The sequence below is a fragment of the Streptomyces caeni genome (assembly GCF_042678285.1).
Classification (GTDB): domain Bacteria; phylum Actinomycetota; class Actinomycetes; order Streptomycetales; family Streptomycetaceae; genus Streptomyces; species Streptomyces caeni.
Map to the genome: position 1 here is coordinate 31398 of NZ_JBHUDX010000128.1, position 22502 is coordinate 53899.

A 22502-nucleotide genomic window follows, 5' to 3' on the forward strand; every position below is an offset into this window, starting at 1 on the left:
CGGTCCGCCCGCGTCGTCTCCGGCGGCGGAGTAGGAGCCCCCGGCAGGCGGACCGTCGCCACCGTGCCGCCGCCCTCCGCCGGTGTCAGGGACACCTCGCCGCCCGCTTGCTGGACGGTGCGCGCCACGATGGACAGGCCGAGGCCGGAGCCGGGCAGGGCGCGGGCCGACGGGGAACGCCAGAAGCGGTCGAAGACATGTGGGAGTTCCTCGGCAGCGATGCCGGGGCCGTGATCGCGGACCGTCAGGACACCGTCCACCAGCGCGACCTCGACGGCGCCGCCGTCGGGGCTGAACTTGACCGCGTTGTCCAGGATGTTCACGACCGCCCGCTCCAGTGCGGACGGCTCGGCCCGCACGTACCAGGGCCGCAGGTCCGCCGTGATCGTCAGCTCCGGGCCGCGCAGCCGGGCGCGGCGCAGTGCGGATTCCACGATGCCCTGCCACGCCAGCACCTGCACCCTGCCGGTGTGCTGGCCCTGCTCCGGACGTGACAGCTCCTGCAGGTCGCCGATCAGCGACGCGAGTTCCGTCATCTGGGCCGTCACGGACGCCAGCAGCGCCTTGCGGTCCGCCGCGGGCAGGGGGCGGCCCATCTCCTCGCTGCGGGTGAGGAGCTCGATGTTGGTGCGCAGCGAGGTGAGCGGGGTGCGCAGTTCGTGGCCCGCGTCCGCGATGAGCTGCTGCTGCAGGTCGCGGGAGCTCGCCAGCGCGGAGGTCATCGAGTTGAACGAGCGGGAGAGACGGGCGATCTCGTCCTCGCTGTCCTCGTCCACCGGGATGCGGGTCGTCAGGTCCTCGGTGCGGGCGATGTGCTCGACCGCCTCCGTGAGCTTGTCGACCGGGCGCAGGCCCGCACGGGCCACGGCCAGGCCGGCGGCCCCGGCGCCCACGACTCCCACGCCGGAGACGACCAGGAGGAGCAGGGCGAGGTCGTCGAGGGTCCGGTCGGTGTCCCTGAGCGGATACGCCACCAGCAGGGCGTAGTCGGAGTACAGCTGCAGGCCCTCCGGACCCTGGCTGGTCAGGGGGGACGTCAGCACCCGCACCGGGTTGCCCCTGCTGTCGGCGCTGTTGTGGAAGGTTTCCACGTTCCGGCCGGGGTTCTTGGCGATACCGGTGTCGTCGCCGGTGACCTCGACGAGACCCGCCGAGGTCGGGAAGACACACGGTTTGCCCCGGGCGCTGACGATCTGGATGTAGTAGGTGGTGGGCTGCGGTCCCCGGTCGTCCGGCGGTGAGGGATTGGTGGTGCAGTTGCTCAGGACGTTGACGAGGCCCACCTGGCGGACGGGGCCACTCGCGTTCTTCAGGTCCCTGTCCACCTGCTCATACAGCTTGCCCTGCACGATGAACCAGCAGCTCAGCGAGACCGCCGCCACGCCGAACGCCACCGCCGCCGCCACCAGCAGGGCCAGCCGGGAGCGCAGCGGCAGGGACCGGAACCGTTTGATCACTCGGTGCCGCCCTGCCGCAGGACGTAGCCCACGCCGCGCACCGTGTGCACGAGCCGCGGCTCGCCGCCCGCCTCGGTCTTGCGGCGCAGATACATCACGTACACGTCGAGTGAGTTCGACGACGGCTCGAAGTCGAAGCCCCAGACCGCCTTCAGGATCTGCTCACGTGTCAGCACCTGCCTCGGATGTGCCATGAACATCTCCAGGAGCGTGAACTCGGTCCGGGTCAGCTCCACCGCCCGCCCGCCCCGCGTGACCTCGCGCGTCGCCAGGTCCATGCGCAGGTCGGCGAAGGTCAGTGCCTCGTCCTCCTGCGCGCCGACCGCCGCGGCCGCGTACGAGCTGCGGCGCAGGAGGGCCCGGATACGGGCGAACAGTTCGTCCAGTTCGAACGGCTTGACCAGGTAGTCGTCCGCCCCGGCGTCGAGTCCGGTGACGCGGTCGCCGACCGTGTCGCGGGCCGTGAGCATGAGGATGGGGGTGGTGGTGCCCGCCCCGCGCATCCGGCGGGCCGCGGTGAGGCCGTCCATGCGGGGCATCTGGATGTCGAGGACGACCAGGTCGGGCTGGTACGCCGTGGCCTTCTCCAGGGCGTCCGCGCCGTCCACGGCGACCTCGGTGTCGTAGCCCTCGAAGGCGAGGCTGCGCTGGAGTGCTTCGCGCACCGCCGGCTCGTCGTCGACGATCAGGATGCGTTGGGGTTCACGGTCGCCTTCGGCGGGGCTCATGGGTGTGGAGTTCCTCGAGGTGCGGTGGGCGGGCTGAACGCATTCAGCCTCGCATGTTTCCTGGCGGGGGCGGAAAGGGCGGGGCGGGGGCCGCCGCCGGGGATTCCGCCCCGGACGGACCAGCGGCGCGTGCGCCGCCGGGAGGCCCCGGCAGGGGCGGGCGGCTCAGCCCAGCGCCGCGGTGAGCCGGTGCAGCGGCACCTTGCGGCGGCGGGGGCGCGCGGCGGTGGTCCGCAGGCCCATCAGCTGCGGGACCGCGACCTCCGGTGTACGGGGGACGGGGGCGCGCAGTTCGAGCGGTTCCGGCGCGCGGATCACCGGCGTGTGGAGTTCGTACGCGACGGCCAGGGCCAGGGAGACCCCGGCGGGTCCGACGGGAGCGGTCGACTCGTGCAGCACCTGCTTGATCATGACGTCCTCCTTTACCAGTGGCCCGACGGGCGCCCGTTCAGCTCTGGGAGCCGGAGCGCAGTTTCGCCAGGTCGGCCTTGACGGTGTTGATCGGGATGGCGAAGCCGAGGCCGACGCTGCCGGCGCTCGACGAGGTCGAGTTCGAGGCGGCCGAGTACATCGCCGAGTTGATGCCGATGACGTTGCCGTTCATGTCGATCAGGGCGCCGCCGGAGTTGCCCGGGTTGAGGGACGCGTCCGTCTGGATCGCCTTGTACGTCGTCGTGGACGAGCCCGTGTCGCCGTTGAACTGCCGGCCGCGGAACTCGAACGGCCACTGGCCGTCCGCGCCCTGGCCCTGGTTCTCGTCGGTCGAGACGGTGACGTCGCGGTCGAGGGCGGAGACGATTCCGCTGGTCACGGTGCCGGTCAGCCCCTCGGGGGAGCCGATGGCGACGACCTGGTCGCCGACCCGGATGCCGTCGGAGTCGCCGAGCGTGGCGGTCTTCAGGCCGGAGGCGTTCTCCAGCTTGATCAGCGCCAGGTCCTTCTTGCTGTCGGTGCCGACGACCCGCGCGGTGTAGGACCTGCCGTCGCTCGTCCTCACCTTGACCGAGGAGGCACCGGAGACGACGTGGTTGTTGGTGATGATCTCACCGTCGCCCGTGACGATGACGCCGGAGCCGGTCGAGTCGCCGGCGGCGGCGGAGGAGGCGCTGACCTCCACGATGCTCGGGGTGACCGCCTTGGCGACGCCGGTCACCGTGCCCTTCAGGCTGGAGGGCACCACGGCGGTGCTGGTGGAGCTGGAGGCGACCGTGTCCTTGCCGGTCAGTTCCTGGATGCCGTAGGCCGTGCCGCCGCCTATGGCCGCGGCGACGATCGCCACGGCGGCCAGGAGGGCGAGCGGGCCCTTGGCGCGCTTCGTCGGGGCGGGAGCCGCCGGCCCCACGGGGGCGGTGGGCGAAGCCATACCCGCGCCGCCGTCTCCGCGGTCGCCCGGCTGGTGCGCCGACGGGGCCGGCCACTCCGGGTTCACCGGCGAGGAGGCGTGCTGCTGCCGGGGATACACCGGCTGCAGGGGGGGATCCGCCTGCTGTCCGTCACCCTGGGGGTACTCGTACTCGCCGCTGCGGCGGAAGCTGTCGGTCATGCATAGAGAGTGTCCCGTGATCATGAGAGCTTCCTGAGTCACCCCTGAGAAGCCCGACAGAACCGTGTATGCCCGATATAAGGGCGCATCGGGGCCCGTCCCGGCCGAGGGAGGACGGGGAAGCAGGGAGGAAGCAGGGGGGAGACAGGGAGGAAGCAACGAGGGAGAACGGGGACGACGGTCCCGGTCAGTCCTCGCAGCCGCAGGACCCGCGCACCACGAGCCGTGAGGGGAACAGCTTCACCCGTTCGCGGCGTGATCCCGCCACCCGCAGGCCGTCGTCCAGGACGAGGTCGACGGCCGACCGGGCCATCGCCGGGCGGTCCGAGGCGACCGTGGTGAGCGGCGGATCGGTGAGCGCCGCCTCCTTGACGTCGTCGAAGCCGGCCACGGCCAGCTCGCCCGGCACGTCGATGCGCAGCTCGCGCGCGGCGCGCAGCATGCCGATCGCCTGGTCGTCCGTGGAGCAGAAGATGGCCGGCGGACGGTTCGGGCCGGACAGCAGCTCCAGGCCCACCCGGTAGGCGTCGTAGCGGTTGTACGGTGCCTCGAAGAGCCGGCCCTCCGTGGAGATGCCGGCCTCCCGCATAGCGCGCCGCCAGCCCTCGACGTGGTCGGAGACGGGGTCGCCGACCGCCGGGGTCTGGGCGGTGCCGCCCACACAGGCGACGTACGGGTGGCCGTGCTCCAGGAGGTGGCGGACGGCGAGCTCGGCGCCCCCGAGGTCGTCCGTGACGACGGCGACGTCGTCGATCGCCTCGGGCCGCTCGTGCAGCAGCACCACCCGGGCGTCCCACGCCTCGATCTCGGCGGCGGCGTGGTCGTTGAGCGCGTGGCTGACCAGGATCAGCCCGGCGACGCGCATGCCGAGGAAGGCCCGCAGATAGTGGACCTCGCGCTCGGCCACGTAGTCGGTGTTGCCGACGAGCACCATCTTCCCGCGCTCGGCGGCGGCCTGCTCGACCGCGTGCGTCATCTCCCCGAAGAAGGGCTGGCGCGCGTCCGGCACGATCATGCCTATGAGGTCCGTGCGCCGCGACGCCATGGCCTGGGCGACCCGGTCGGGCCGGTACCCCAGCTCCTTGATCGCGGCGAGGACACGCTCGCGCGTGGCCGGGGCGACCGGCCGGGGTCCGTTGTTGATGACGTAGCTCACGACAGCGGTGGAAGTTCCCGCGAGTCGCGCCACATCGTCCCGAGTCACCTTGGCCACGCGGCGGAGTCTACGCGGATGGACTGCCTCTGGGCAGGGCGTACGGCGTTCTATGCCTCAGCTGTGACCTCGGGTGCGGACACCGGTGCCGTCGGGCCCTCGTCCTCCGCCCTCGCCCGGGCCGCCTTGGCCTTCGCCTCGTCGGCTGCCCGCTCCACCTTCTCGGGGGTGACGAACCGGTAGCCGACGTTCCGGACGGTGCCGATCAGCGACTCGTGCTCGGGCCCGAGTTTGGCGCGCAGCCGCCGTACGTGGACGTCGACCGTGCGGGTACCGCCGAAGTAGTCGTAGCCCCAGACCTCCTGCAGCAGCTGGGCGCGGGTGAAGACGCGGCCCGGGTGCTGCGCGAGGTACTTCAGCAGCTCGAACTCCTTGAAGGTGAGATCGAGCACACGCCCCTTGAGCTTGGCGCTGTAGGTCGCCTCGTCGACCGACAGATCGCCGTTGCGGATCTCCATGGGGGAGTCGTCGTTCACGATCTGCTGGCGGCCCATGGCCAGGCGCAGACGGGCCTCCACCTCGGCCGGACCCGCGGTGTCCAGCAGGACGTCGTCGATGCCCCAGTCGGCGGTGACGGCCGCGAGACCGCCCTCGGTGACGACCAGGACGAGCGGGCAGCCGGGCCCGGTGGAGCGCAGCAGCTGGCACAGGCTGCGCACCTGGGGGAGATCACGCCGCCCGTCGATGAGGATGACGTCGGCGCCGGGGGTGTCGACGAGGGCCGGGCCTTCCGCCGGAGCCACTCGCACGCTGTGCAGAAGCAGGCCGAGGGCGGGAAGCACCTCCGTCGACGGCTGAAGAGCGTTGGTCAGGAGCAGCAGAGAGCTCATCGCGCCCCACCTGCCTTGGTCGTCTCGCGTCCGTGCACGGTTGGCTCGCCCATAACGTCTGGTTCCTCCTCGGTCCCTGCGAGGACGTATGCGGCACTGCTTCGTACGGTGCGGATCCGGTGGACCCGCTGCGCGATCGACGGCCCGGTACACCTGCGGTTTCCCGCTTCGTATACAACGCTCCCGAAAGCACAAAAGGACCCGGGGGCTACGCTGCCCGAGTCCTCATACACAGGAGAATAGCCCACATGAGCACTGGTCCGGCAGGTCGTGTGGCGGGATCCACGCTTCGTCCGCACTGCGAGACGGCCCTTCGCGGGCGCGTACGCACCTTTCTGCGCACGGCCGACGGCGTCGCCATCGACGCCGCATACGATCCGGGATCCGCCGTATACGACACCGCGTGTACACCCTCCGGCCATCTGAAGGATCTTGCGATCGTCGTCGCGCACGGCTTCACCGGCGATCTGGAGCGGCCCCATGTCCGCCGGGTGGCGGGCGTCCTCGCGCGCTACGGGGCGGTGGTCACGTTCTCCTTCCGCGGGCACGGGGCGTCGGGGGGACGGTCGACGGTCGGCGACCGCGAGGTGTACGACCTGGCGGCGGCGGTGCGCTGGGCACGTGAGCTGGGGCACACGCGCGTGGCCACGGTCGGCTTCTCCATGGGCGGCTCCGTGGCGCTGCGGCACGCCGCGCTGTACGGGTCGTCCGCGGTCTCCCTCCCGTCCGCACGGCCGTCCCGGCCGGCCGCGTTTTGCGTGCCGGAGCACGAGGGGCGCGCGGAGGCGGGTACGGACGCCGTCGTCTCGGTGAGCGCGCCGGCCCGCTGGTTCTACCGCGGCACGGCCCCCATGCGGCGGCTGCACTGGCTGGTGACCCGGCCCGCGGGCCGCCTGGTGGGCCGCTACGGGCTGCGCACCCGGATCCACCACCGCGACTGGGACCCCGTACCGGCGTCCCCGGTCGAGTCGGTTCCGCTGATCGCCCCCACGCCGCTGCTGATCGTGCACGGCGACCGGGACGGCTACTTCCCCCTGGACCACCCCCGGATGCTGGCGGACGCCGCCCCAGGCCACGCCGAACTGTGGCTGGAGCAGGGCATGGGCCACGCCGAGCACGCCAGCGACGGGGAACTGGTGGCACGGATCGGACGGTGGCTGTCCGCCGGAGCGGTGGGCCGGGACCCCGGGGCCGAACGCCGTGACACCCGGTGACCGTGCCTCCCCGTCCCGCCCGGGAGGCTAGCCTGGCGGTGTTCACGACGACGGAGTTGAGGAAGCAGATGGCAAAGGGCACGGTGCGCTACTGGGCCGCGGCCAAGGCGGCCGCCGGGGTCGCCGAGGAGCCGTACGACGCGGGCACGCTGGCCGAGGCGCTCGCGACGGTCCGCGAGCGGCACCCCGGCGAACTCGTCCGCGTTCTGCAACGATGCTCCTTCCTCGTCGACGGGGAACCCGTCGGGACCCGCGAGCACGAGACGGTACGGCTGGCCGACGGCGGCACGGTCGAGGTGCTCCCGCCGTTCGCAGGAGGATGAGCGATGAGCAACCAGCCGTACGAGGGGTATGAGGCGGCCCCGGACCCCTATCACCAGCAGCCGCAGCAGCAGGGGTGGTACGACCCGAACGCCGCGTACCCGCAGCGGCACCCGAACGCGTACCAGCATCCGCACCAGCACCAGCCGTATCCCCAGCAGCAGTGGGACGGACAGGCGCCGTCGACGGGGTACGGGCAGCCGCTGCCCCCGGAAGTCCCCGGGTACGAACCGCACGGCCACCTGGTCCCCGGCGTCGCCCAGGGCGGTGCCGGCACGCGGACCGCGGCCCCGCCCGCGGCGCCCGCCGTCGATGTCTCCCGGCTCCCCGCCAACCAGCGGGCCCGGCTGGAGGGCCGTTCCCCCGTCATCGAGCCGGGGCTGCAGCCCGCCGCGCTCACCGCGGTGCTCGGCGCGCTGCTCGCCGGGGCCGCGGCCGTCGGGTCGTACGCCCTGGTCGTACCGCTCGTGGTCCTGCAGGCGGTGACGGCCGCCGGGTGGTTCCGGCTGAACGGCATGTGGCCCGCCCGCCAGGGCATCGCGCTGGCCTTCCTGGGCGCGCTCACCGCTGACGTCGCGCTGCTCGCGGCGGGCCGGGAGCACGCGCCCGCGGCGATCCTGGGCACCCTGGGCGTCTGGGTGCTGCTGGCGCTGGTGCTCCAGCTGCGCTCGCACGCCGATCCGGACGAGCGGATGTACGGCCTGATGGCGGCCGTGGCCTCGGCCGCGCTGTCGATCCTGGCGGCCGGGCACCTCGCGGCCGCGCCGGACGCGGTCACGGTGGGCGCCGCCGCGGCCGCCGTGGCGGTTCTGGCGCGGGCGCTGCCCCTGCCGACCGCGGCCTCCGTGGTCGTGGCGCTGCTGGCGGCGGCGGGCGCGGGCATCGCGCTGGGCAACACGACGGGCATGGACGCCTCCGGTGCCGTCCTCGGCCTGGGCGCGGGCGTCTGCGCCCTGATCGGTCACCGGGTCGCCTCCTACGACTACCCGTCCCGTTTCGTGCACTTCACCGCGGGTGTGGCCCTGCCGCTGGCGGCGGCCGCGCCGGCGGTCTATCTGCTGGGGCGCGCCCTCGGCGCGTGACCGCGGCCGTGTCACAGGTGATCGACAATTCGGCGGTCACCGGGCCGTACGGGGTTACAGTCGCGCTCGACGGCCACCCGGTCGTCGGTGACTGCCGTCGTTGATGACGCCGAGGTGAGGGAGCACCGAGCATGCGCGCGCTGCGAATACTTCTGATCGTCGCCGTCGTCCTGGGCGTTCTCTTCGTGATCGCGGACCGGGTCGCCGTCCACTTCGCGGAGAGCGAGGTGGCCGACAAGCTGAAGACGACCGAGAACCTGGCTGCCACGCCGGACGTGTCCATCAAGGGCTTCCCCTTCCTCACCCAGGTCGCCGCCGGGGAGCTGGACGACGTCGAGGTCGGCATCAAGAACTACGAGGCGGCCACCGGCAACGGCACCGAGAAGATCCGGATCGACGACCTGACCGCGCGGATGAAGGGCGTCAGCTTCTCCGGGGACTACAGCTCCGCCACCGCGGCCAGCGCCACCGGCACCGCCCTCATCGCGTACGACGAGCTGCTCAAGACGGCCAAGTCCGAGCCCACCCCGGTCGCGCCCGGTGTCACCGCGCGGGTGATCGGCCTCTCCGACGGCGGCAACGGCAAGATCAAGGTCGCGGTCGAGGTGAAGGTCCTCGGTGCGACGCTGCCCAACCCGGTCCATGTGCTCAGCTCGGTCACGGCCCAGGGCGACACCGTCAGGGTGCACGCGGACGCACTGCCCAAGTTCGGCGGGGTGGAGATCGCCGAGACCAGGCTCCGGGCGATCACCGACTTCCAGCAGAAGATCGACGAACTTCCCGGCGGCATCGGGCTCGACAAGGTCGAGGCGGCGAAGGACGGGGTGGAGATCACCGTTAAGGGTTCGCACGTCCGGCTGGTGGGGTAGGAGATCGGCGTCCAGAGCATGGCGCCCGAAGTGTGACGTCCACGTGCCGAGACGCCCTTGTCCGCAACGTAGATACGATGAGCGGACGGGCGCCCAGGAGCCGTGCGGCAGGGGCCGTGAGACCTCTTGCGTCTCGAATCCCGGACAATATCGTCTCGTCATGCGACATGTCGGTGGCACGTCGGGCCGTCCGTCCCTACGATCGACGCCATGCAGTGCCAGGCGAGTGTCCTCCGATCGCGAGGACAGGCGGATCTCACGAAGCGGCGGGCAGTAGACCTGTGCCGCGTCGCCGCCATGCTCTGTCGCACTTTCTGAGCGGGAGAACGCGCTCCCGTATCGACGGCCCCTTTCCGTTCTGACACAGGGCCACCCGTGTGCCGTGTACGCGCTCGTCCGCGTACCCGTACCCGCACCCTTCTGACTCGCACACCCCGCCGCAACTGCCCCGGAGGAGAGACAACATGAGCCGTAGCGACGTCCTGGTAGGCGCCGACTGGCTGCAGGAGCACCTGGACGACCCGGCCATCGCCGTCGTCGAGGTCGACGAGGACACCTCCGCCTACGACAAGAACCACATCAGGAACGCGATCCGGATCGACTGGACCAAGGACCTCCAGGACCCGGTCCGCCGCGACTTCATCGACCAGGAGGGCTTCGAGAAGCTCCTGTCGGCGAAGGGCGTCGCCAACGACACGCTGGTGATCCTCTACGGCGGCAACAACAACTGGTTCGCGTCGTACGCCTACTGGTACTTCAAGCTGTACGGCCACGACAAGGTCAAGCTGCTCGACGGCGGCCGCAAGAAGTGGGAGCTGGACGCCCGCGAGCTGGTCGAGGAGGTGCCCGAGCGCCCCGCGACCGACTACAAGGCCCAGCCGCAGGACAGGTCCATCCGCGCCTTCCGCGACGACGTGGTCGCCGCGATCGGCGCACAGAACCTGGTGGACGTGCGCTCGCCCGACGAGTTCTCCGGCAAGCTGCTCGCCCCCGCGCACCTGCCGCAGGAGCAGTCGCAGCGTCCGGGCCACGTCCCGACCGCCCGCAACATCCCGTGGTCGAAGAACGCCAACGACGACGGCACCTTCAAGTCGGACGAGGAGCTCAAGGAGCTCTACGCCGCGGAGGACATCGACCTCGCCAAGGACACCATCGCGTACTGCCGCATCGGTGAGCGCTCCGCGCTGACCTGGTTCGTGCTGCACGAGCTGCTCGGCGTCCGGAACGTCAAGAACTACGACGGCTCCTGGACCGAGTACGGCTCCCTCGTCGGCGTCCCGATCGAGCTCGGCGCCGCCAAGTAATCCCGGATCCCCGGACCTACCCCGAAGGAAGAACCATGTGTGGAGCGAAGGCCGGCGGCCCCGACGCCTCGACGATCAAGCCCGGTGAGACCACGATCCAGGGCCAGGTGACCCGCGACGGCGAGCCCGTCACCGGGTACGTGCGCCTCCTGGACTCGACCGGCGAGTTCACCGCCGAGGTCCCGACCTCGGCGACCGGACAGTTCCGCTTCTACGCGGCCGAGGGCACCTGGACCGTGCGCGCCCTGGTGCCGGGCGGCACCGCGGACCGTACGGTCGTCGCCCGGAAGGGCGGTCTCGCGGAGGTCGCGATCGCCGTCTGACGGCGTTCTCCATGACGGTCCCAGGACCGTGACGGTCCCAGGACCGTACACGCGGCTGGAGGGCCGCACCCGCCGGGGGGTTGGACGCTTGCCGGCCGGGTGCGGCCCTCCGGCATGTCCACATAGCCTGGAGACATGTACGCGCGACGGCGCCACCTGTACTTCGCCATGATGGGCACCTGCATCGGGCTGTTCGTCCTGGCCTGGGGCGTCGTACGCATCTGGTCGATTCCCGCGGCCGTGGCGATGTGCCTGGTCGCGATGGTGATCCCGCCGCTGGCCGCGATGGTGGCGAACCGCCGCGGCCCCGAGGACCGCTGGTGGGACGACCCGTCCGGGGACCCGAAGTCCGACGAGTGGTGGGACGAGCTGGACGGCAGGAAGCGCCGCTAGCCCAGGCCGTCGTCTCGTGGGCCGCCCCGGTCGGCCGCCCGGCCGCCGTGGGTGCTGTGCGGGACTTTCGAAACACCGCCTAGTAGACGAGCGCCTGGGTGCCGTCCGCCACGGCCTCCTGGACGAACACCTGGGCGCCCGCGATCCGCACGCCCTCGATGACGTCCTTCTCCGTGATGTCACGCCGGGCCGCGCACTGGGTGCACAGGGTGATCCGCCCGCCCGCCAGGACCGACTCGATCAGATCGGGCAGCGGCGCCGCGTGCGGGAGCTCGAACTCGGCGGCCCGGCCCGGCAGCGCGAACCAGGAGGACTCCCCGGTCAGCCAGAGCGACACGTCGACCCCGCTGGCCAGGGCCACGGCCGCCACGGTGAACGCCTGGGAGCAGCGCTCCGGGGCGTCCGCCCCGGCCGTCACCTTGATCACGAGCTTCTTCGCCATGTCCGAAGCGTAGCCGGGCGCGAGCGACGGTCGGGTACCCCCTCGTCGGGCGCGGGCCCGCGAAGCGCGCCGAGAGCGGTATGAAGCGCGCCGAGAGTGGTACGGGAGTGGTACGTGGAGGATCCGGGCCGGTGCGGTGGGCCCCACCAGGCATCGCGAGGCCGCGGGTGGCCCGAACCCACCCCTTGCGTGCACCGCCCCGGAGCCGGGTCAGGCGCGGTGCTTCCGCCGCTGGTGCTGGCGCAGCAGCACGTTCGCGTCCGTCTCCGCGCTGCGGTCGTACTCCGCCCGCGCGGCCTCCCGCAGCCCGGCCAGCTCCCCGCACGTCGCACAGCCGCGGACCGGCAGGGGCGGGCGGCTCATGTCCTCGGGGTCCGGGGCGACCGCGCCTGCCGCCCGGGTGCGCTCGTTCGCCGCCGCCACCCCGGCACTCAGCCGCTCCCGGGGCGTGGCGGGGCGGAGCGCGGCGGGGTCGGCCTGCCACTCCCGGCCGCCGCCGACCGGGCGCAGCAGCACGTACGGGCCCGACCTGTCGTGGTACGCGCCGACCTTGCGTGCCGCCGGGTCGTAGACGAGCGCTCCCCGTTCCAGGGGTGCCGACTCCCTCGTCGTCTCCGCCGTCATCCTTCCACTCCTTCCCGAGAACGCCTGCGCGCAGCGCGACGAGTGAACTACGCTGCGTGTTCCAGGCGGTATGAGCATGGCCTCTGAGCAGGGCCTGAACGCCGTGGACGAGGTTTTCTTCTACGCCTTGCGGCGCTAATTCCACACTGTCCACGGTCCTAATCCACGGGGGAGCACGATGCCGCCGAGACGGGTGATCACGGGACGCAGCCAGGAGCCGCCGGAGGCGGTTCGCGGAGGAGCTTCGGCTGCTGCGCACCGAGCGGGGCGAGAGCCTGCGGAAGCCCGGGGAGGTGCTGGGCTGGGACTGGTCGCTGTTCGGGAAGACGGAGAGCGGCCAGACCTTGGGGAGCCCCGAGGCCGTCCAGGCCCTGGACCAGCACTACGGGACGCCGGGACTGCTGCCGGCGCTGTGGGAGCTGGTGGTGGGGGATCCCATGCGGTTCAAGGAGCAGTACCGGCGGTACATGATGCTGGAGGCCGAGGCGGTGAGCTTGTGGCCGTACTCGGTGAGTGTCGTTCCCGGTTTGCTTCAGACGGACGGGTACGCCCGCGAGGTGCTCGCGCTGGGCGGTGCCAAGGGCAAGGACCTGGACCAGCAGGTCGAAGTGCGCACCGGGCGGCGGAAGCTGCTGGAGGGTGACGACGCCCCGCCGTTCCGGGCCCTTCTCGCCGAGGCGGTGCTGCGTACGCGGCTGCGCGACACGGAGGAGTGGCGGCGCCGGCTGGAGTACCTGCTGGAGGCGTCGGACCGCCCGAACGTCACGATCCAGGTACTGCCGCAGGGTTCCGGCCTTTACGGGCTGGTCAGCACCGACACGATGTTCCTGCGGCTGCCGGACGGAAAGACGGTGGCGTACACGGAGAACGCGCACCGCGGTGAACTGATCGAGGAAAACGGCTCAGTTGAGCGGCTGCACCGTGCGTACGATGCGATGCGCGACCTGGCCCTGAACCCGGCCGCGTCGCGCAGGTTCGTCCTGCGGATGGTGGAGGAATTGCCGTGCGAGCGATCGATCTGAGCACCGCGACATGGCGTAAGAGCAGCTACAGCAATCCGGAGCAATCCGGACGGCGGCAACTGCGTCGAGGTCTCCGACGACTTCCTGACCGGCGCCGACTGGCGTAAGAGCTCCTACAGCGATCCGGACGGCGGAGAGTGCGTCGAGGTGGCCCACAACCTCCCCTCCGTCGTCCCCGTCCGCGACAGCAAGGACCCCGCCCGCGGGGCCCTCGTCTTCGAGGCGGGCGTCTGGGTGGCCTTCGTCGGCGCGGTCAAGGGCGGCGGATTCCCGGGCTGACCCCGGGCGGGCGCCGGGCCGGCTCCCCAGCGGTGCACCTCACGGAGAGGGCCGGGCCCCGGCCGCGTAAGCTGGGGCCCGGCCCTTGTACCGCATTACCCCCGCTCAACCGAGGAGCACCCGTGGAGATCTTCTTCGAAGCCCTGCTGATCCTGGTCTGCGTCGGTGTCCTCGCGTTCGCCGGACTGACCGTGAAGAAGCTGTACCAGGGCCAGCGCTGACCTCCGTACCTCCGACGTCCCCGACGAGAAACCACTCATGATCGAGATCCCGTCCGAGCTCCACAAGGACCTCGTCCCGCTCGCCTTCCTGCTCGGCACCTGGGCGGGCGCCGGCGTACACGACTTCCCCGATTCCGAGAAGTGCAACTTCGGGCAGGAGGTCTCCTTCACCCACGACGGGCGGGACTTCCTGGAGTACCACTCCCACACCTGGGTGCTGGACGGCGAGGGGAACAAGGTCAGGCCGCTGGAGTCCGAGTCCGGTTACTGGCGGATCGGCACCGACCGCAAGGTCGAGGTCACCATGGTCCGCAGCGACGGCGTCGTCGAGGTCTGGTACGGCGAGCTGGCCGACAAGAAGCCGCAGATCGACCTCGCGACGGACGCCGTGGCGCGGACGGAGGCATCCGGCCCGTACAGCGGCGGCAAGCGGCTGTACGGCTACGTCGACAGCGACCTGATGTGGGTGGGCGAGAAGCAGACCCCCGACATCCCGCTGCGCCCCTACATGTCGGCCCACCTGAAGAAGGTCGTCACCCCTCAGGACGTCGAGCGCTGGGCCAAGGCGCTCCCGGACGACCTGCCCGACGACGGGATCGCCTTCTTCAAATAGGCCCGCCGCCGCATCACCCACGTCGGGGTCCCGGCCGCAGACGGCGATGCCCGTCAGGGACGTCCCCGCTGCACCGAGACCCCCTTGACGAGGAGCCAGACCGCCAGTCCGACCTCTCCTACGACGGCAGGGGTGAGGAGGATCGCGGCGAGCGGTCCGCCGTATCCGTCGGCCATGAGGCTCGCGATGCTGTCGACGACGTAGCCGCAGCCTGCCGCGACCAGCAGAAGGCCGAAGATCCGAGGCGTGTACCGGGACCGGTGGAGGAGCGTCCCGAGCAGCACGAGGTGGACTCCGAAGAAGACCAGTGCGACCAGGAAACCGGCGCTGAAGGTCTCCAGCGCCGTCAACGCGCCGGCTGTGGCCTGCGGGCCGTCCGCGGCGGGGTGCGCCAGCAGGCCGCGCGCAGTGAACAGATGGGCCAGAAGCGCCCCGAGTGCGGTGGAGTACACGAGCCGGAACGCCGCGGCCAGGATCGAGAGGCGGCGGCCGGCCGGCGCGAGCAGCAGGTACAGCGTCACCGAGACGGCGATGTCCACGGCGACGATCACGAGCCAGGCGCCGAGGCTCCAGTCGAACAGGGCCTGGGACCGCGCGATGTTCTCGGCGGTGGCTCCGCCGTCACCGGGTACGACTAGGGACTCCAGCGTGAGCGGCCCCAGCATCCCGAGCCCGGCAAGCAGGAGATAGAGCGCGCCGGTGACCCGGGCCAGACGCGCCGTGGCGACCAGGTCTCCCACCACGGCTCACGGGCCGTGAGCGAAGCGGAAGCGGTCTGGGCGCTCATGCCGCACGCTCCGCGGACGCGTGGGCGAGGGCGGAGGGGGTGAGCCGTCCCACGATCGCCGGGGCTTCCCGGACGAGTTCGTCGCGCTCCAGCGCTTCGACCATGAACAGCGCGAAGTCGACGCGTCGGGTGAGGTTGCTCGCCAGGACCGGGTCACCCACGTGCCTGCTCCACACCGGCAGGCCCTGGCTCTCGCCCTCCTCCAGGTCGCTGCCGCGCACCACGGTCCAGCGGCTGTCGCTGGCGAAGATCCTCCGGCACGCCTCCACCTGGTCGTCGAGGTCCACGACCCTGGCGAGCTTCGCCAGCCGCCCGAACAGCGCCACGAACGCCTTGAGCCTGAGCGGGTAGACGTCCTTGCCGTCGTGCGTGATGTGCCACCCGCAGGAGAACACCAGACGGGCACCCGGACGTGCATGGTCGAGCACGGCCTGTGCCGTCCCGGACGCGTAGTGGTCCATCCCCCACGGTGCCAGCACCGTGAGCACCGCGTCGCACCCTTCGACGGCTCGCGCGATGACGGCACGGTCGTCGGTCGCCCCCGGCAGCACCGTGATCCGGCCCTCGAACTCCGCGAGCTTGCCCACGCTCTGCTGCCTGCACACGCCCACCACCTCGTGGCCCCGGTCCAGTGCGTGCCGCACCATGTGGCGCCCGAGCTTCCCGGAGGCTCCGACGATGCACACCCTCTTCACCGTGCCTGCCCCGCCGCGGGCTCCGTCCCGGCCGACCGACTCCATGTACTTCTCCTCAGCTTCCGCCCCGGCACTCGTTCCTTACGTCGTAAGGCTACCTTACGCGGTAAGGTAGCCAGGAGTCCCGAGGAACCGACCGAGGAGAACGCCATTGGCCGCGCAGGGAAGCCATGCGTCGGCACGCCGTCGCAGCAGGCCGCTGAGCAGACAGGCGGTGTTCCGCGCGGCGGTCGACCTGGCCGACGAGTCGGGTGCGGGCGCGCTGACCATGCGCAAGCTCGCCGAGCGGCTCGGTGTCGAAGCCATGTCGCTGTACCACCACGTGGCCAACAAGGACGCGATCCTCGACGGCATGGTCGACGTGGTCTTCGGCGAGGTCGAACTCCCGCCGGACGGACTCGACTGGAAGGCCGCCATGCGGCGGCGGGCGGTCTCGATGCGCGACGCGCTCACACGCCACCCCTGGGCGATCGGCCTCATGGAATCGCGGACCAACCCCGGCCCCGAGACACTTCGCCACCACGATGCGGTCATCGGCAGCCTGCGGTCGGGCGGCTTCTCCATTGCGGGCGCGGCGCACGCGTTCTCACTGCTGGACAGCTACGTCTACGGCTTCGCCCTGCAGGAGGCCGCCCTGCCGTTCGGGCCGTCCGGAGGCGACCTCGAGCCACTGGCCGAGGGGATCCTCGGCGCGATGCCCCGCGGCGACTTCCCGCACCTCACCGAGATGATCGTCCGCCACGCCCTGAAACCGGGTTACGAGTACGCCGAGGAGTTCGGCACCGGGCTCGACCTGATCCTCGACGGCCTGGAACTGCGGCGCGACCAATGGCGGTGACGCACCCGGTCGCGCGTACGCGGGACGCCGCCGAGACCGGTCGTCGACCGAGCAGGCTGCCGAGCTGTCGAACTCGTGGACGATGCGGGCCCGCCGCGCACGGGGGAACACGGGACGTCGGCTCTAGACTTGGGCCTGTGGTGAGCACCGACTGGAAGAGCGATCTGCGGCAGCGCGGCTACCGGCTGACCCCGCAGCGGCAACTCGTGCTCGAAGCCGTGGACGCCCTGGAGCACGCCACCCCCGACGACATCCTCGTGGAAGTGAGGAAGACGGCGTCGGGGGTCAACATCTCCACCGTCTACCGGACCCTGGAGCTCCTGGAGGAGCTCGGGCTGGTCAGTCACGCCCATCTGGGCCACGGTGCCCCGACCTACCACCTCGCGGACCGGCACCAGCACATCCACCTGGTGTGCCGCGACTGCACCGGCGTCATCGAGGCCGACCTCTCGGTGGCCGGCGAGTTCACCGCCAAGCTCCGTGAGACCTTCGGCTTCGACACGGACATGAAGCACTTCGCGATCTTCGGCCGCTGCAGGGACTGTTCCCTCAAGGGTTCAAGTACCGAGTCGTAGGCTTGGACCATGAAGAGTCCCCTGCTGTCCCTGCCCGGCGCCGTTCCCGCCGAGGGCGTGGACGAAGGCGTCGCCGCCCACTACGGCGACTTGTTCCGTGAGCAGCGTGCCCTCGCCGACGGCTCCGGATTCGTGGACCTCTCGCACCGCGGCGTCGTCACCGTCAGCGGTGAGGACCGGCTGAGCTGGCTGCACCTGCTGCTCAGCCAGCACGTCAGCGAGTTGCCCCCGCACCAGGCCACCGAGGCGCTCATCCTCTCCGCGCACGGTCACATCGAACACGCGCTGTACCTGGTCGACGACGGCACCACGGTCTGGGCGCACGTCGAGCCGGGCACCCAGGACGCGCTGATCGCGTACCTGGAGTCCATGAAGTTCTTCTACCGCGTGGACGTCGCCGACCGTACGGACGATTTCGCGATCGTGCACCTGCCGGCCGGTTCGATCGCGGAGTCCCCCGAGGGCGTCCTGGTCCGCGAGACGCCGTACGGCCGCGACCTCTTCCTGCCGCGTGCGGACCTGGAGTCGTACGCCGGGCGGAACGGCCCCCCGGCCGGGATCCTCGCCTACGAGGCGTTGCGCGTCGAACAGCACCGCCCGCGCCTCGGCTTCGAGACCGACCATCGCACCATCCCGCACGAACTGGGCTGGATCGGTACGGCCGTCCACCTCCAAAAGGGCTGCTACCGCGGCCAGGAGACGGTCGCCCGGGTGCAGAACCTGGGCAAGCCGCCGCGCCGTCTGGTCTTCCTCCATCTGGACGGCAGCGAGGTCCATCTGCCGCCGCACGGTACGGAGCTGCGCCTCGCGGACGAAGGCCCGGACGGCCGCAAGGTCGGCTTCGTGACGACCTCGGTACGCCACCACGAGCTGGGCCCCGTCGCCCTCGCCCTGGTCAAGCGGAACGTCCCGGTGGACGCCCGCCTGGTCGCGGACTCGACGGCGGCGGCACAGGAAGTCGTCGTCGAGCCGTAGCGCCGCCGGGCCGGGGCCCGGGGACCCCCGTCGGAAACCCCGTCAGATCTCCAGCAGCACGGTGAACGGGCCGTCGTTCGTCAGGGACACGCGCATCCGCGCACCGAACCGGCCCGTCGCCACCGTCGCTCCCAGCGCCCGCAACTGGGCGACCACCTCGTCGACGAGGGGCTCGGCGACATCGCCAGGGGCCGCCGCGTTCCAGGTGGGGCGGCGCCCCTTGCGGGCGTCGCCGTAGAGCGTGAACTGGCTGATGACCAGCAGCGGCGCGTCGATGTCCGAGCAGGACCTCTCGTCGTGCAGCATGCGGATCGACCACAGCTTGCGGGCCAGCTGGGCCGCCTTCTCCTTGGTGTCCTCATGCGTGACCCCGACGAGCACGCACAGTCCCTCGCCGCTGATCTCGCCGACCGTCTCGCCGTCCACGACGACGCTCGCGCCGTCCACCCTCTGCACCACCGCACGCATGGGGACCATCATGCCGTGCGTTCGGTGGTGATCTCTTATGAGGGGATTCTTATCAACCCTTAACCCCCCCATCCGGGGCCGATCGGGAGCACTCGGTCACACGGCGGCCTCGCGCGGTGGCACGATGCGTCTGTCGCGGCGCATCCGTGGGGGCGCCGCGCCGGTCGAGGGGACGGTAACAGGTACATGAGCACATCGAGTGTCGGGCAGCCGCGCGGGGTCGTGGCGTCCGCCCGTACGGCAGGCGTGGGGGAGTGCCGGCCGCCCTTGCAGCGCACGGACAGTCCCGTGCCCGCGGACCTCCCCCCGGGCTCTTCGAGCAGGGGGTACCCCCAGCCGCACGACCTGTCCGCGCTGCGGCTGCCCGAACTGCGCGCGCTGCGCCGGGACGCCCAGCGGGACGAGGCCGACCTCAGTTATGTACGGCGGCTGCTGCAGGGCCGCATCGACATCCTGCGGGCGGAACTGGCCCGGCGCGGGGGGCAGGCACCCGAGGGGGTCGTGGAGCGGCTCGCCGAGATCCTCAGGGACGGGCCCGCCCGCCAGCGTTCCTCGGCGCGTCATGTGACGCTCGGTCCACCGCACGGCGAGGAGTACCGGCGGCTGGCGGCCGAGATGCTCGCCGAGGTCGAACTGTCGGACCTCCAGGCGCGCACGGACGACGAGCTGGGGGCCGGCATGCTCCGGCTCGTCCGGTACGAGCAGCGGGTCTCCCGGCGACGGCAGCGGCTGCAGCGCACCGCGGACGACTGCAGCGCCGAGATCGCCCGCAGATACCGCGAGGGCGAAGCCCGGATCGACGACCTGCTCGTCTGACAACCGGGGCCCGGCGAACCGGGTCTCCCGGGCACACGCGGTCCCCCGGCCGCCCCGGCGGCGCGACCCGGGCGCTGCGGCGGCAGCGGGGCCCAGGCGCTCGGCGGCCCGGGCCCGGCGCGTACCGCCCCACACCGGCGCTGCCGAGCCGGGGCTTCGGGCGGTGTGCTTGGTTCTTGTGCCGGGTCCCCGGGGAGGCGGCCCCGGCAGAGGGCGGGGCCGCCCCACCACCGGCGCCGCCGAACCGGGGCTGATCGGGTGGTGTGCCCGGTCCTTGTGCCGGGTTCCCGGGGATGCGGCCCCGGGCGGCCCGGGCATCACAGGTCCCCGGGGCGGTCCCGGGGCAGAGGGCGGGGCCGCCCCACCACCGGCGCCGGCGAGCGGGCCGTCGGGCCCGCCGGGCCGGGACGGACCGGGTGGTGATCCGGATCCTTGAGCCGGGACACGGGGACACGGGGACGCGGTCCCGGAGTGCCCGGGACGCGCGGTTTCCGTAGGAGGCCCCGGGCCGAGCGCCGCACACGCGCCCCGCTCACGCCTCGCTCCGGAGCCCCGGGGCACCGGAAATCCGCGCGACACCCCCGTCGCCTTCCTCCTAGCGTGGTCCCATGAGCCGCCCAGAGGACCTCGGCGTACGCGCCATCACCGAATCCGAGATACCGGACTGGATCCGCGCCCTCAACGCCGGTTTCCTCCGCTCCCCCCACGTGTCCGATGACGAGGTCGCCGACCGCAGTACGTACATCGTCCCGTCCCGTACCCTCGCCGCCTTCGACGACGGCCGCTGTACGGCCACCTTCCGCTCCTTCCCCCAGGAGCTCACCGCCGTCGGCGGGAAGACCGTCCCCGCCGACGCGATCACCAACGTCACGGTGACCGCCACCCACCGCCGCCGCGGCCTCCTCACCCGGATGATGGCGCTCGACCTCGCCGCCGCGACGGAGCGCGGCGACGTCGTCGCCACGCTCCTCGCCGCCGAGTACCCCATCTACGGCCGCTACGGCTTCGGCCCCGCCACCCACGCCGCGGAGTGGACCATCGACGTCCCCCGCGCGGGTCTCGACCCGCGCCGCCCCGCCCTGGACCCCGACGGGGGCCGTGTCGACCTCGTCGACGGCGCCGAGGTCCGCACGTTCGGCCCGGAACTGCACGAACGCCTTCGCCGCGGCCTGCCCGGCGCGGTGTCCCGCGACGACCGCTGGTGGCAGGTGAGCACGGGCGCGCTGCGCCTCGACCGCACGCCCTGGACGGAACCCTTCTACGCCGTCCACCGCTCCGCGTCCGGCGAGATCGACGGCCTCGCCGTCTACGTGTGCGACGACCACTGGGGAGACGACAAGCGCCCCCAGAACACGGCGACCGTGAAGAGCCTGATCACCACGAGCCCGGCCGCCGAGCGGGCCCTGTGGCACTACCTCTGCTCGATCGACTGGATCACCACGGTGAAGACCGGCGACCGCGCACCGGACGACCTGCTGCCGCACCTCCTGCCCGACCCGCGCGCGGCACGCCTGACCACGTACGCGGACTGGCTGTGGGTGCGGATCCTGGACGTCGTGCGCGCCCTGGAGGCGCGGACCTACGGGGCCTTCGGCACGCTCGTCCTGGAGGTCGTGGACGAGACGGGGCCGGCCGCCGGCCGCTACCGGCTGGAGGCGGGCCCGGACGGCGCCGCTTGCGCGCGTACCGACCTGGAGCCCCATCTGACGCTCACCGTGGGCGACTTGGCGACCCTGTGGCTGGGCGACGAGTCCGCGGTGCGGCTTGCCGCGCTCGGACGCGTGCGGGAACAGCAAGAGGGCGCCGCCTCCGTCGCCGACGCCCTGCTGCGTACGTCCAGGCGACCGTGGTGCCCGGACATGTTCTGAGCCGTCGCCGGCCCTCGGGTGGCGCTCCTTCCGTGCGGGTGGGCTGCGTGTGCTGTGCAGTGCTGTGCATCCGTAGCTGTTCGGTTGTGGTTGTTCGTCCGTGATTCGGTTGTGGCCGTGACCGTGCGGGACGGTGCGGACCGACCAAGCTCCCGGCTCCCCTCCGGAAAGGAGCCCGGTCGGCCGAACTGCCAGGGCCCGCACTGTTTGGGCGAAGTTGGTGGCCAACTTCAGCTTACTTATCTCCGTTTGGGGTCGTCTCATAACCACCTTCCTCTGAACTGCCGGAAGATGGCGTGAAGTTGTAGTGTTTGGTCGTGGAGCCGGAACACGCTGCCGTCAATGGCCGGAAGAGGTCACAACGGCCACGGAGGTCACACCACGAGGTGGCCGACGAACTGCGCAGCCGGATCAGGTCCGGCGTGCTGCAGCCGGGCCAGCGCATGCCCACGCAGGCCAAGCTGGCGGACGAGTTCGGCGTGGAGCGGGGGGCGGTACGCCAGGCGCTGCGCATCCTGCAGTCGGAGCACCTGCTCACCAACGTGTCCAAGGGAAGCCCGGCGACCGTCGCGCGGCACGCGGGAGAGGCCCTGGCGGCCGGGCCCGAGGTCCCGCCGCAGCCCACGATGGTGGCGCTCGCTCCCCGCATATCCACCGCGTTCGCGGCGCCACACGTGGAGATCGACGCCCTGTGCCTGACCGCGGTGTCCCTGACGCTGGCGATGGGCGAGCCGTTGCGTGAGATCCACGCGGGGCGCTTGAAACCGGCCAAGGTCGACGTGCGCGTGCTGCTGCCGAGCGGCCGGATCGATCTGGCGTTCCCCACACCGGTGGAGGGCACGGACAGCGAGCGGCTGCGTCGGCGCTGGCTGGCGCAGCGCAACGCGCAGGGCCAGGTCCTCAGGCACAACCTGCTGGCGCTGCGCAGCACGCACGGTATCGACGTCCATGTCTCCTTCCGCGCGCTTCCCTTCACCCCGCCGGTGAAGCTGTACCTGCTCA

25 protein-coding genes and 3 pseudogenes are annotated in these 22502 nt (G+C 71.6%); 17 read left to right on the forward strand and 11 right to left on the reverse strand.

Annotated elements, in window-relative coordinates:
• Positions 1 to 14 precede the first annotated feature (14 nt).
• The 6 genes and pseudogenes from ACFSL4_RS35315 to ACFSL4_RS35340 form a co-directional block, all read right to left on the reverse strand.
• Positions 15 to 1457 (reverse strand): annotated as a pseudogene (locus ACFSL4_RS35315) (sensor histidine kinase); the annotation flags it as partial.
• On the reverse strand, positions 1454 to 2185 hold the full coding sequence (locus tag ACFSL4_RS35320; protein WP_381091975.1) for a response regulator transcription factor: 732 nt from the start codon (positions 2183 to 2185) through the stop codon (positions 1454 to 1456). The pseudogene ACFSL4_RS35315 and the gene ACFSL4_RS35320, both read right to left, overlap by 4 nt.
• A gap of 165 nt (positions 2186 to 2350) precedes the next feature.
• Positions 2351 to 2596 (reverse strand): hypothetical protein, encoded by a 246-nt coding sequence (locus ACFSL4_RS35325; RefSeq protein WP_381091977.1) that lies wholly within the window; start codon positions 2594 to 2596, stop codon positions 2351 to 2353.
• 37 nt (positions 2597 to 2633) lie between these two features.
• The gene (locus ACFSL4_RS35330; protein WP_381091979.1) at positions 2634 to 3728 is read right to left on the reverse strand and encodes a S1C family serine protease; all 1095 of its coding nucleotides are present in this window, start codon (positions 3726 to 3728) and stop codon (positions 2634 to 2636) included.
• A gap of 187 nt (positions 3729 to 3915) precedes the next feature.
• The gene (locus tag ACFSL4_RS35335) at positions 3916 to 4941 is read right to left on the reverse strand and encodes a LacI family DNA-binding transcriptional regulator (protein ID WP_381091980.1); all 1026 of its coding nucleotides are present in this window, start codon (positions 4939 to 4941) and stop codon (positions 3916 to 3918) included.
• Positions 4942 to 4991: 50 nt separating this feature from the next.
• Positions 4992 to 5771 (reverse strand): response regulator transcription factor, encoded by a 780-nt coding sequence (locus tag ACFSL4_RS35340; RefSeq protein ID WP_381091982.1) that lies wholly within the window; start codon positions 5769 to 5771, stop codon positions 4992 to 4994.
• Positions 5772 to 6019: 248 nt separating this feature from the next.
• Between ACFSL4_RS35340 and ACFSL4_RS35345 the strand changes: the two genes are divergently transcribed.
• From ACFSL4_RS35345 to ACFSL4_RS35380, 8 genes are all read left to right on the forward strand, one after another.
• On the forward strand, positions 6020 to 6985 hold the full coding sequence (locus ACFSL4_RS35345; RefSeq protein ID WP_381091984.1) for an alpha/beta hydrolase: 966 nt from the start codon (positions 6020 to 6022) through the stop codon (positions 6983 to 6985).
• 68 nt (positions 6986 to 7053) lie between these two features.
• The gene (locus tag ACFSL4_RS35350) at positions 7054 to 7308 is read left to right on the forward strand and encodes a MoaD/ThiS family protein (protein ID WP_381091986.1); all 255 of its coding nucleotides are present in this window, start codon (positions 7054 to 7056) and stop codon (positions 7306 to 7308) included.
• Between the two features lie 3 nt (positions 7309 to 7311).
• A complete protein-coding gene (locus ACFSL4_RS35355) occupies positions 7312 to 8388 on the forward strand; it encodes a hypothetical protein (protein ID WP_381091987.1) in 1077 nt (358 codons plus the stop codon).
• A gap of 131 nt (positions 8389 to 8519) precedes the next feature.
• Entirely contained in the window at positions 8520 to 9257 is a 738-nt protein-coding gene (locus ACFSL4_RS35360) for an LmeA family phospholipid-binding protein (RefSeq protein ID WP_381091989.1), read from the forward strand.
• 210 nt (positions 9258 to 9467) lie between these two features.
• On the forward strand, positions 9468 to 9575 hold the full coding sequence (locus ACFSL4_RS35365; protein WP_356788782.1) for a putative leader peptide: 108 nt from the start codon (positions 9468 to 9470) through the stop codon (positions 9573 to 9575).
• Positions 9576 to 9721: 146 nt separating this feature from the next.
• Positions 9722 to 10561 (forward strand): sulfurtransferase, encoded by an 840-nt coding sequence (locus ACFSL4_RS35370; RefSeq protein WP_381091991.1) that lies wholly within the window; start codon positions 9722 to 9724, stop codon positions 10559 to 10561.
• A 35-nt stretch (positions 10562 to 10596) separates the two neighbouring features.
• Positions 10597 to 10884: a DUF1416 domain-containing protein gene (locus ACFSL4_RS35375; RefSeq protein ID WP_381091993.1), complete on the forward strand. Its 288-nt coding sequence runs from the start codon at positions 10597 to 10599 to the stop codon at positions 10882 to 10884.
• 135 nt (positions 10885 to 11019) lie between these two features.
• Entirely contained in the window at positions 11020 to 11277 is a 258-nt protein-coding gene (locus ACFSL4_RS35380) for a DUF3099 domain-containing protein (protein ID WP_381091995.1), read from the forward strand.
• A 79-nt stretch (positions 11278 to 11356) separates the two neighbouring features.
• Here ACFSL4_RS35380 and ACFSL4_RS35385 read toward each other — a convergent pair whose 3' ends face one another.
• Together ACFSL4_RS35385 and ACFSL4_RS35390 are read right to left on the reverse strand one after the other, a co-directional pair.
• Positions 11357 to 11719, reverse strand: coding sequence for a DsrE family protein (locus tag ACFSL4_RS35385; protein WP_381091996.1), 363 nt, complete (start codon positions 11717 to 11719; stop codon positions 11357 to 11359).
• A gap of 210 nt (positions 11720 to 11929) precedes the next feature.
• Positions 11930 to 12343, reverse strand: a complete 414-nt coding sequence (locus tag ACFSL4_RS35390; RefSeq protein ID WP_381091998.1) for a hypothetical protein — start codon at positions 12341 to 12343, stop codon at positions 11930 to 11932.
• 178 nt (positions 12344 to 12521) lie between these two features.
• Between ACFSL4_RS35390 and ACFSL4_RS35395 the strand changes: the two are divergent.
• The 3 genes and pseudogenes from ACFSL4_RS35395 to ACFSL4_RS35405 all read left to right on the forward strand — a co-directional run bounded on the left by ACFSL4_RS35395 (position 12522) and on the right by ACFSL4_RS35405 (position 14478).
• Positions 12522 to 13365: pseudogene (locus ACFSL4_RS35395) on the forward strand (helix-turn-helix domain-containing protein).
• Positions 13347 to 13644: pseudogene (locus tag ACFSL4_RS35400) on the forward strand (DUF397 domain-containing protein). The pseudogenes ACFSL4_RS35395 and ACFSL4_RS35400 overlap by 19 nt, the downstream one beginning before the upstream one ends.
• 258 nt (positions 13645 to 13902) lie before the next feature.
• Positions 13903 to 14478 carry a heme-binding beta-barrel domain-containing protein gene (locus tag ACFSL4_RS35405; protein WP_381092000.1) on the forward strand — a complete coding sequence of 192 codons (576 nt, stop codon included), beginning with the start codon at positions 13903 to 13905 and terminating at the stop codon, positions 14476 to 14478.
• A gap of 53 nt (positions 14479 to 14531) precedes the next feature.
• Here ACFSL4_RS35405 and ACFSL4_RS35410 read toward each other — a convergent pair whose 3' ends face one another.
• Positions 14532 to 15218, reverse strand: a complete 687-nt coding sequence (locus ACFSL4_RS35410) for a DUF4386 domain-containing protein (protein ID WP_381092002.1) — start codon at positions 15216 to 15218, stop codon at positions 14532 to 14534.
• Positions 15219 to 15261: 43 nt separating this feature from the next.
• Entirely contained in the window at positions 15262 to 16005 is a 744-nt protein-coding gene (locus ACFSL4_RS35415) for an NAD(P)-dependent oxidoreductase (RefSeq protein ID WP_381092003.1), read from the reverse strand.
• Positions 16006 to 16111: 106 nt separating this feature from the next.
• Here ACFSL4_RS35415 and ACFSL4_RS35420 point away from each other — a divergent pair, with 106 nt between their 5' ends.
• The 3 genes from ACFSL4_RS35420 to ygfZ all read left to right on the forward strand — a co-directional run bounded on the left by ACFSL4_RS35420 (position 16112) and on the right by ygfZ (position 18348).
• Positions 16112 to 16798, forward strand: a complete 687-nt coding sequence (locus ACFSL4_RS35420; RefSeq protein WP_381092005.1) for a TetR/AcrR family transcriptional regulator — start codon at positions 16112 to 16114, stop codon at positions 16796 to 16798.
• Positions 16799 to 16935: 137 nt separating this feature from the next.
• Positions 16936 to 17373 (forward strand): Fur family transcriptional regulator, encoded by a 438-nt coding sequence (locus ACFSL4_RS35425; RefSeq protein WP_381092007.1) that lies wholly within the window; start codon positions 16936 to 16938, stop codon positions 17371 to 17373.
• 9 nt (positions 17374 to 17382) lie between these two features.
• On the forward strand, positions 17383 to 18348 hold the full coding sequence (gene ygfZ / locus ACFSL4_RS35430; RefSeq protein ID WP_381092009.1) for a CAF17-like 4Fe-4S cluster assembly/insertion protein YgfZ: 966 nt from the start codon (positions 17383 to 17385) through the stop codon (positions 18346 to 18348).
• A gap of 42 nt (positions 18349 to 18390) precedes the next feature.
• On the opposite strand, the gene dtd is transcribed toward ygfZ, so the two are convergent.
• Positions 18391 to 18816, reverse strand: a complete 426-nt coding sequence (gene dtd, locus ACFSL4_RS35435) for a D-aminoacyl-tRNA deacylase (protein WP_381092011.1) — start codon at positions 18814 to 18816, stop codon at positions 18391 to 18393.
• Positions 18817 to 19002: 186 nt separating this feature from the next.
• Here dtd and ACFSL4_RS35440 point away from each other — a divergent pair, with 186 nt between their 5' ends.
• The 3 genes from ACFSL4_RS35440 to ACFSL4_RS35450 all read left to right on the forward strand — a co-directional run.
• Entirely contained in the window at positions 19003 to 19632 is a 630-nt protein-coding gene (locus ACFSL4_RS35440) for an RsiG family protein (protein WP_381092012.1), read from the forward strand.
• 608 nt (positions 19633 to 20240) lie between these two features.
• Positions 20241 to 21500, forward strand: a complete 1260-nt coding sequence (locus ACFSL4_RS35445) for a GNAT family N-acetyltransferase (protein ID WP_381092014.1) — start codon at positions 20241 to 20243, stop codon at positions 21498 to 21500.
• Positions 21501 to 21811: 311 nt separating this feature from the next.
• On the forward strand, positions 21812 to 22502 hold a 691-nt coding region (locus tag ACFSL4_RS35450), incomplete at its 3' end, for a GntR family transcriptional regulator (protein WP_381092016.1).

Bases quoted from the DNA above. Each gene is read 5' to 3' on its own strand.
- ACFSL4_RS35320 (WP_381091975.1), bottom strand. From the start codon at position 2,185: ATGAGCCCCGCCGAAGGCGACCGTGAACCCCAACGCATCCTGATCGTC.
- ACFSL4_RS35325 (WP_381091977.1), bottom strand. From the start codon at position 2,596: ATGATCAAGCAGGTGCTGCACGAGTCGACCGCTCCCGTCGGACCCGCC.
- ACFSL4_RS35330 (WP_381091979.1), bottom strand. From the start codon at position 3,728: ATGACCGACAGCTTCCGCCGCAGCGGCGAGTACGAGTACCCCCAGGGT.
- ACFSL4_RS35340 (WP_381091982.1), bottom strand. From the start codon at position 5,771: ATGAGCTCTCTGCTGCTCCTGACCAACGCTCTTCAGCCGTCGACGGAG.
- ACFSL4_RS35345 (WP_381091984.1), top strand. From the start codon at position 6,020: ATGAGCACTGGTCCGGCAGGTCGTGTGGCGGGATCCACGCTTCGTCCG.
- ACFSL4_RS35350 (WP_381091986.1), top strand. From the start codon at position 7,054: ATGGCAAAGGGCACGGTGCGCTACTGGGCCGCGGCCAAGGCGGCCGCC.
- ACFSL4_RS35355 (WP_381091987.1), top strand. From the start codon at position 7,312: ATGAGCAACCAGCCGTACGAGGGGTATGAGGCGGCCCCGGACCCCTAT.
- ACFSL4_RS35360 (WP_381091989.1), top strand. From the start codon at position 8,520: ATGCGCGCGCTGCGAATACTTCTGATCGTCGCCGTCGTCCTGGGCGTT.
- ACFSL4_RS35365 (WP_356788782.1), top strand. From the start codon at position 9,468: ATGCAGTGCCAGGCGAGTGTCCTCCGATCGCGAGGACAGGCGGATCTC.
- ACFSL4_RS35370 (WP_381091991.1), top strand. From the start codon at position 9,722: ATGAGCCGTAGCGACGTCCTGGTAGGCGCCGACTGGCTGCAGGAGCAC.
- ACFSL4_RS35375 (WP_381091993.1), top strand. From the start codon at position 10,597: ATGTGTGGAGCGAAGGCCGGCGGCCCCGACGCCTCGACGATCAAGCCC.
- ACFSL4_RS35380 (WP_381091995.1), top strand. From the start codon at position 11,020: ATGTACGCGCGACGGCGCCACCTGTACTTCGCCATGATGGGCACCTGC.
- ACFSL4_RS35385 (WP_381091996.1), bottom strand. From the start codon at position 11,719: ATGGCGAAGAAGCTCGTGATCAAGGTGACGGCCGGGGCGGACGCCCCG.
- ACFSL4_RS35390 (WP_381091998.1), bottom strand. From the start codon at position 12,343: ATGACGGCGGAGACGACGAGGGAGTCGGCACCCCTGGAACGGGGAGCG.
- ACFSL4_RS35405 (WP_381092000.1), top strand. From the start codon at position 13,903: ATGATCGAGATCCCGTCCGAGCTCCACAAGGACCTCGTCCCGCTCGCC.
- ACFSL4_RS35415 (WP_381092003.1), bottom strand. From the start codon at position 16,005: ATGGAGTCGGTCGGCCGGGACGGAGCCCGCGGCGGGGCAGGCACGGTG.
- ygfZ (WP_381092009.1), top strand. From the start codon at position 17,383: ATGAAGAGTCCCCTGCTGTCCCTGCCCGGCGCCGTTCCCGCCGAGGGC.
- dtd (WP_381092011.1), bottom strand. From the start codon at position 18,816: ATGCGTGCGGTGGTGCAGAGGGTGGACGGCGCGAGCGTCGTCGTGGAC.
- ACFSL4_RS35440 (WP_381092012.1), top strand. From the start codon at position 19,003: ATGAGCACATCGAGTGTCGGGCAGCCGCGCGGGGTCGTGGCGTCCGCC.
- ACFSL4_RS35445 (WP_381092014.1), top strand. From the start codon at position 20,241: ATGAGCCGCCCAGAGGACCTCGGCGTACGCGCCATCACCGAATCCGAG.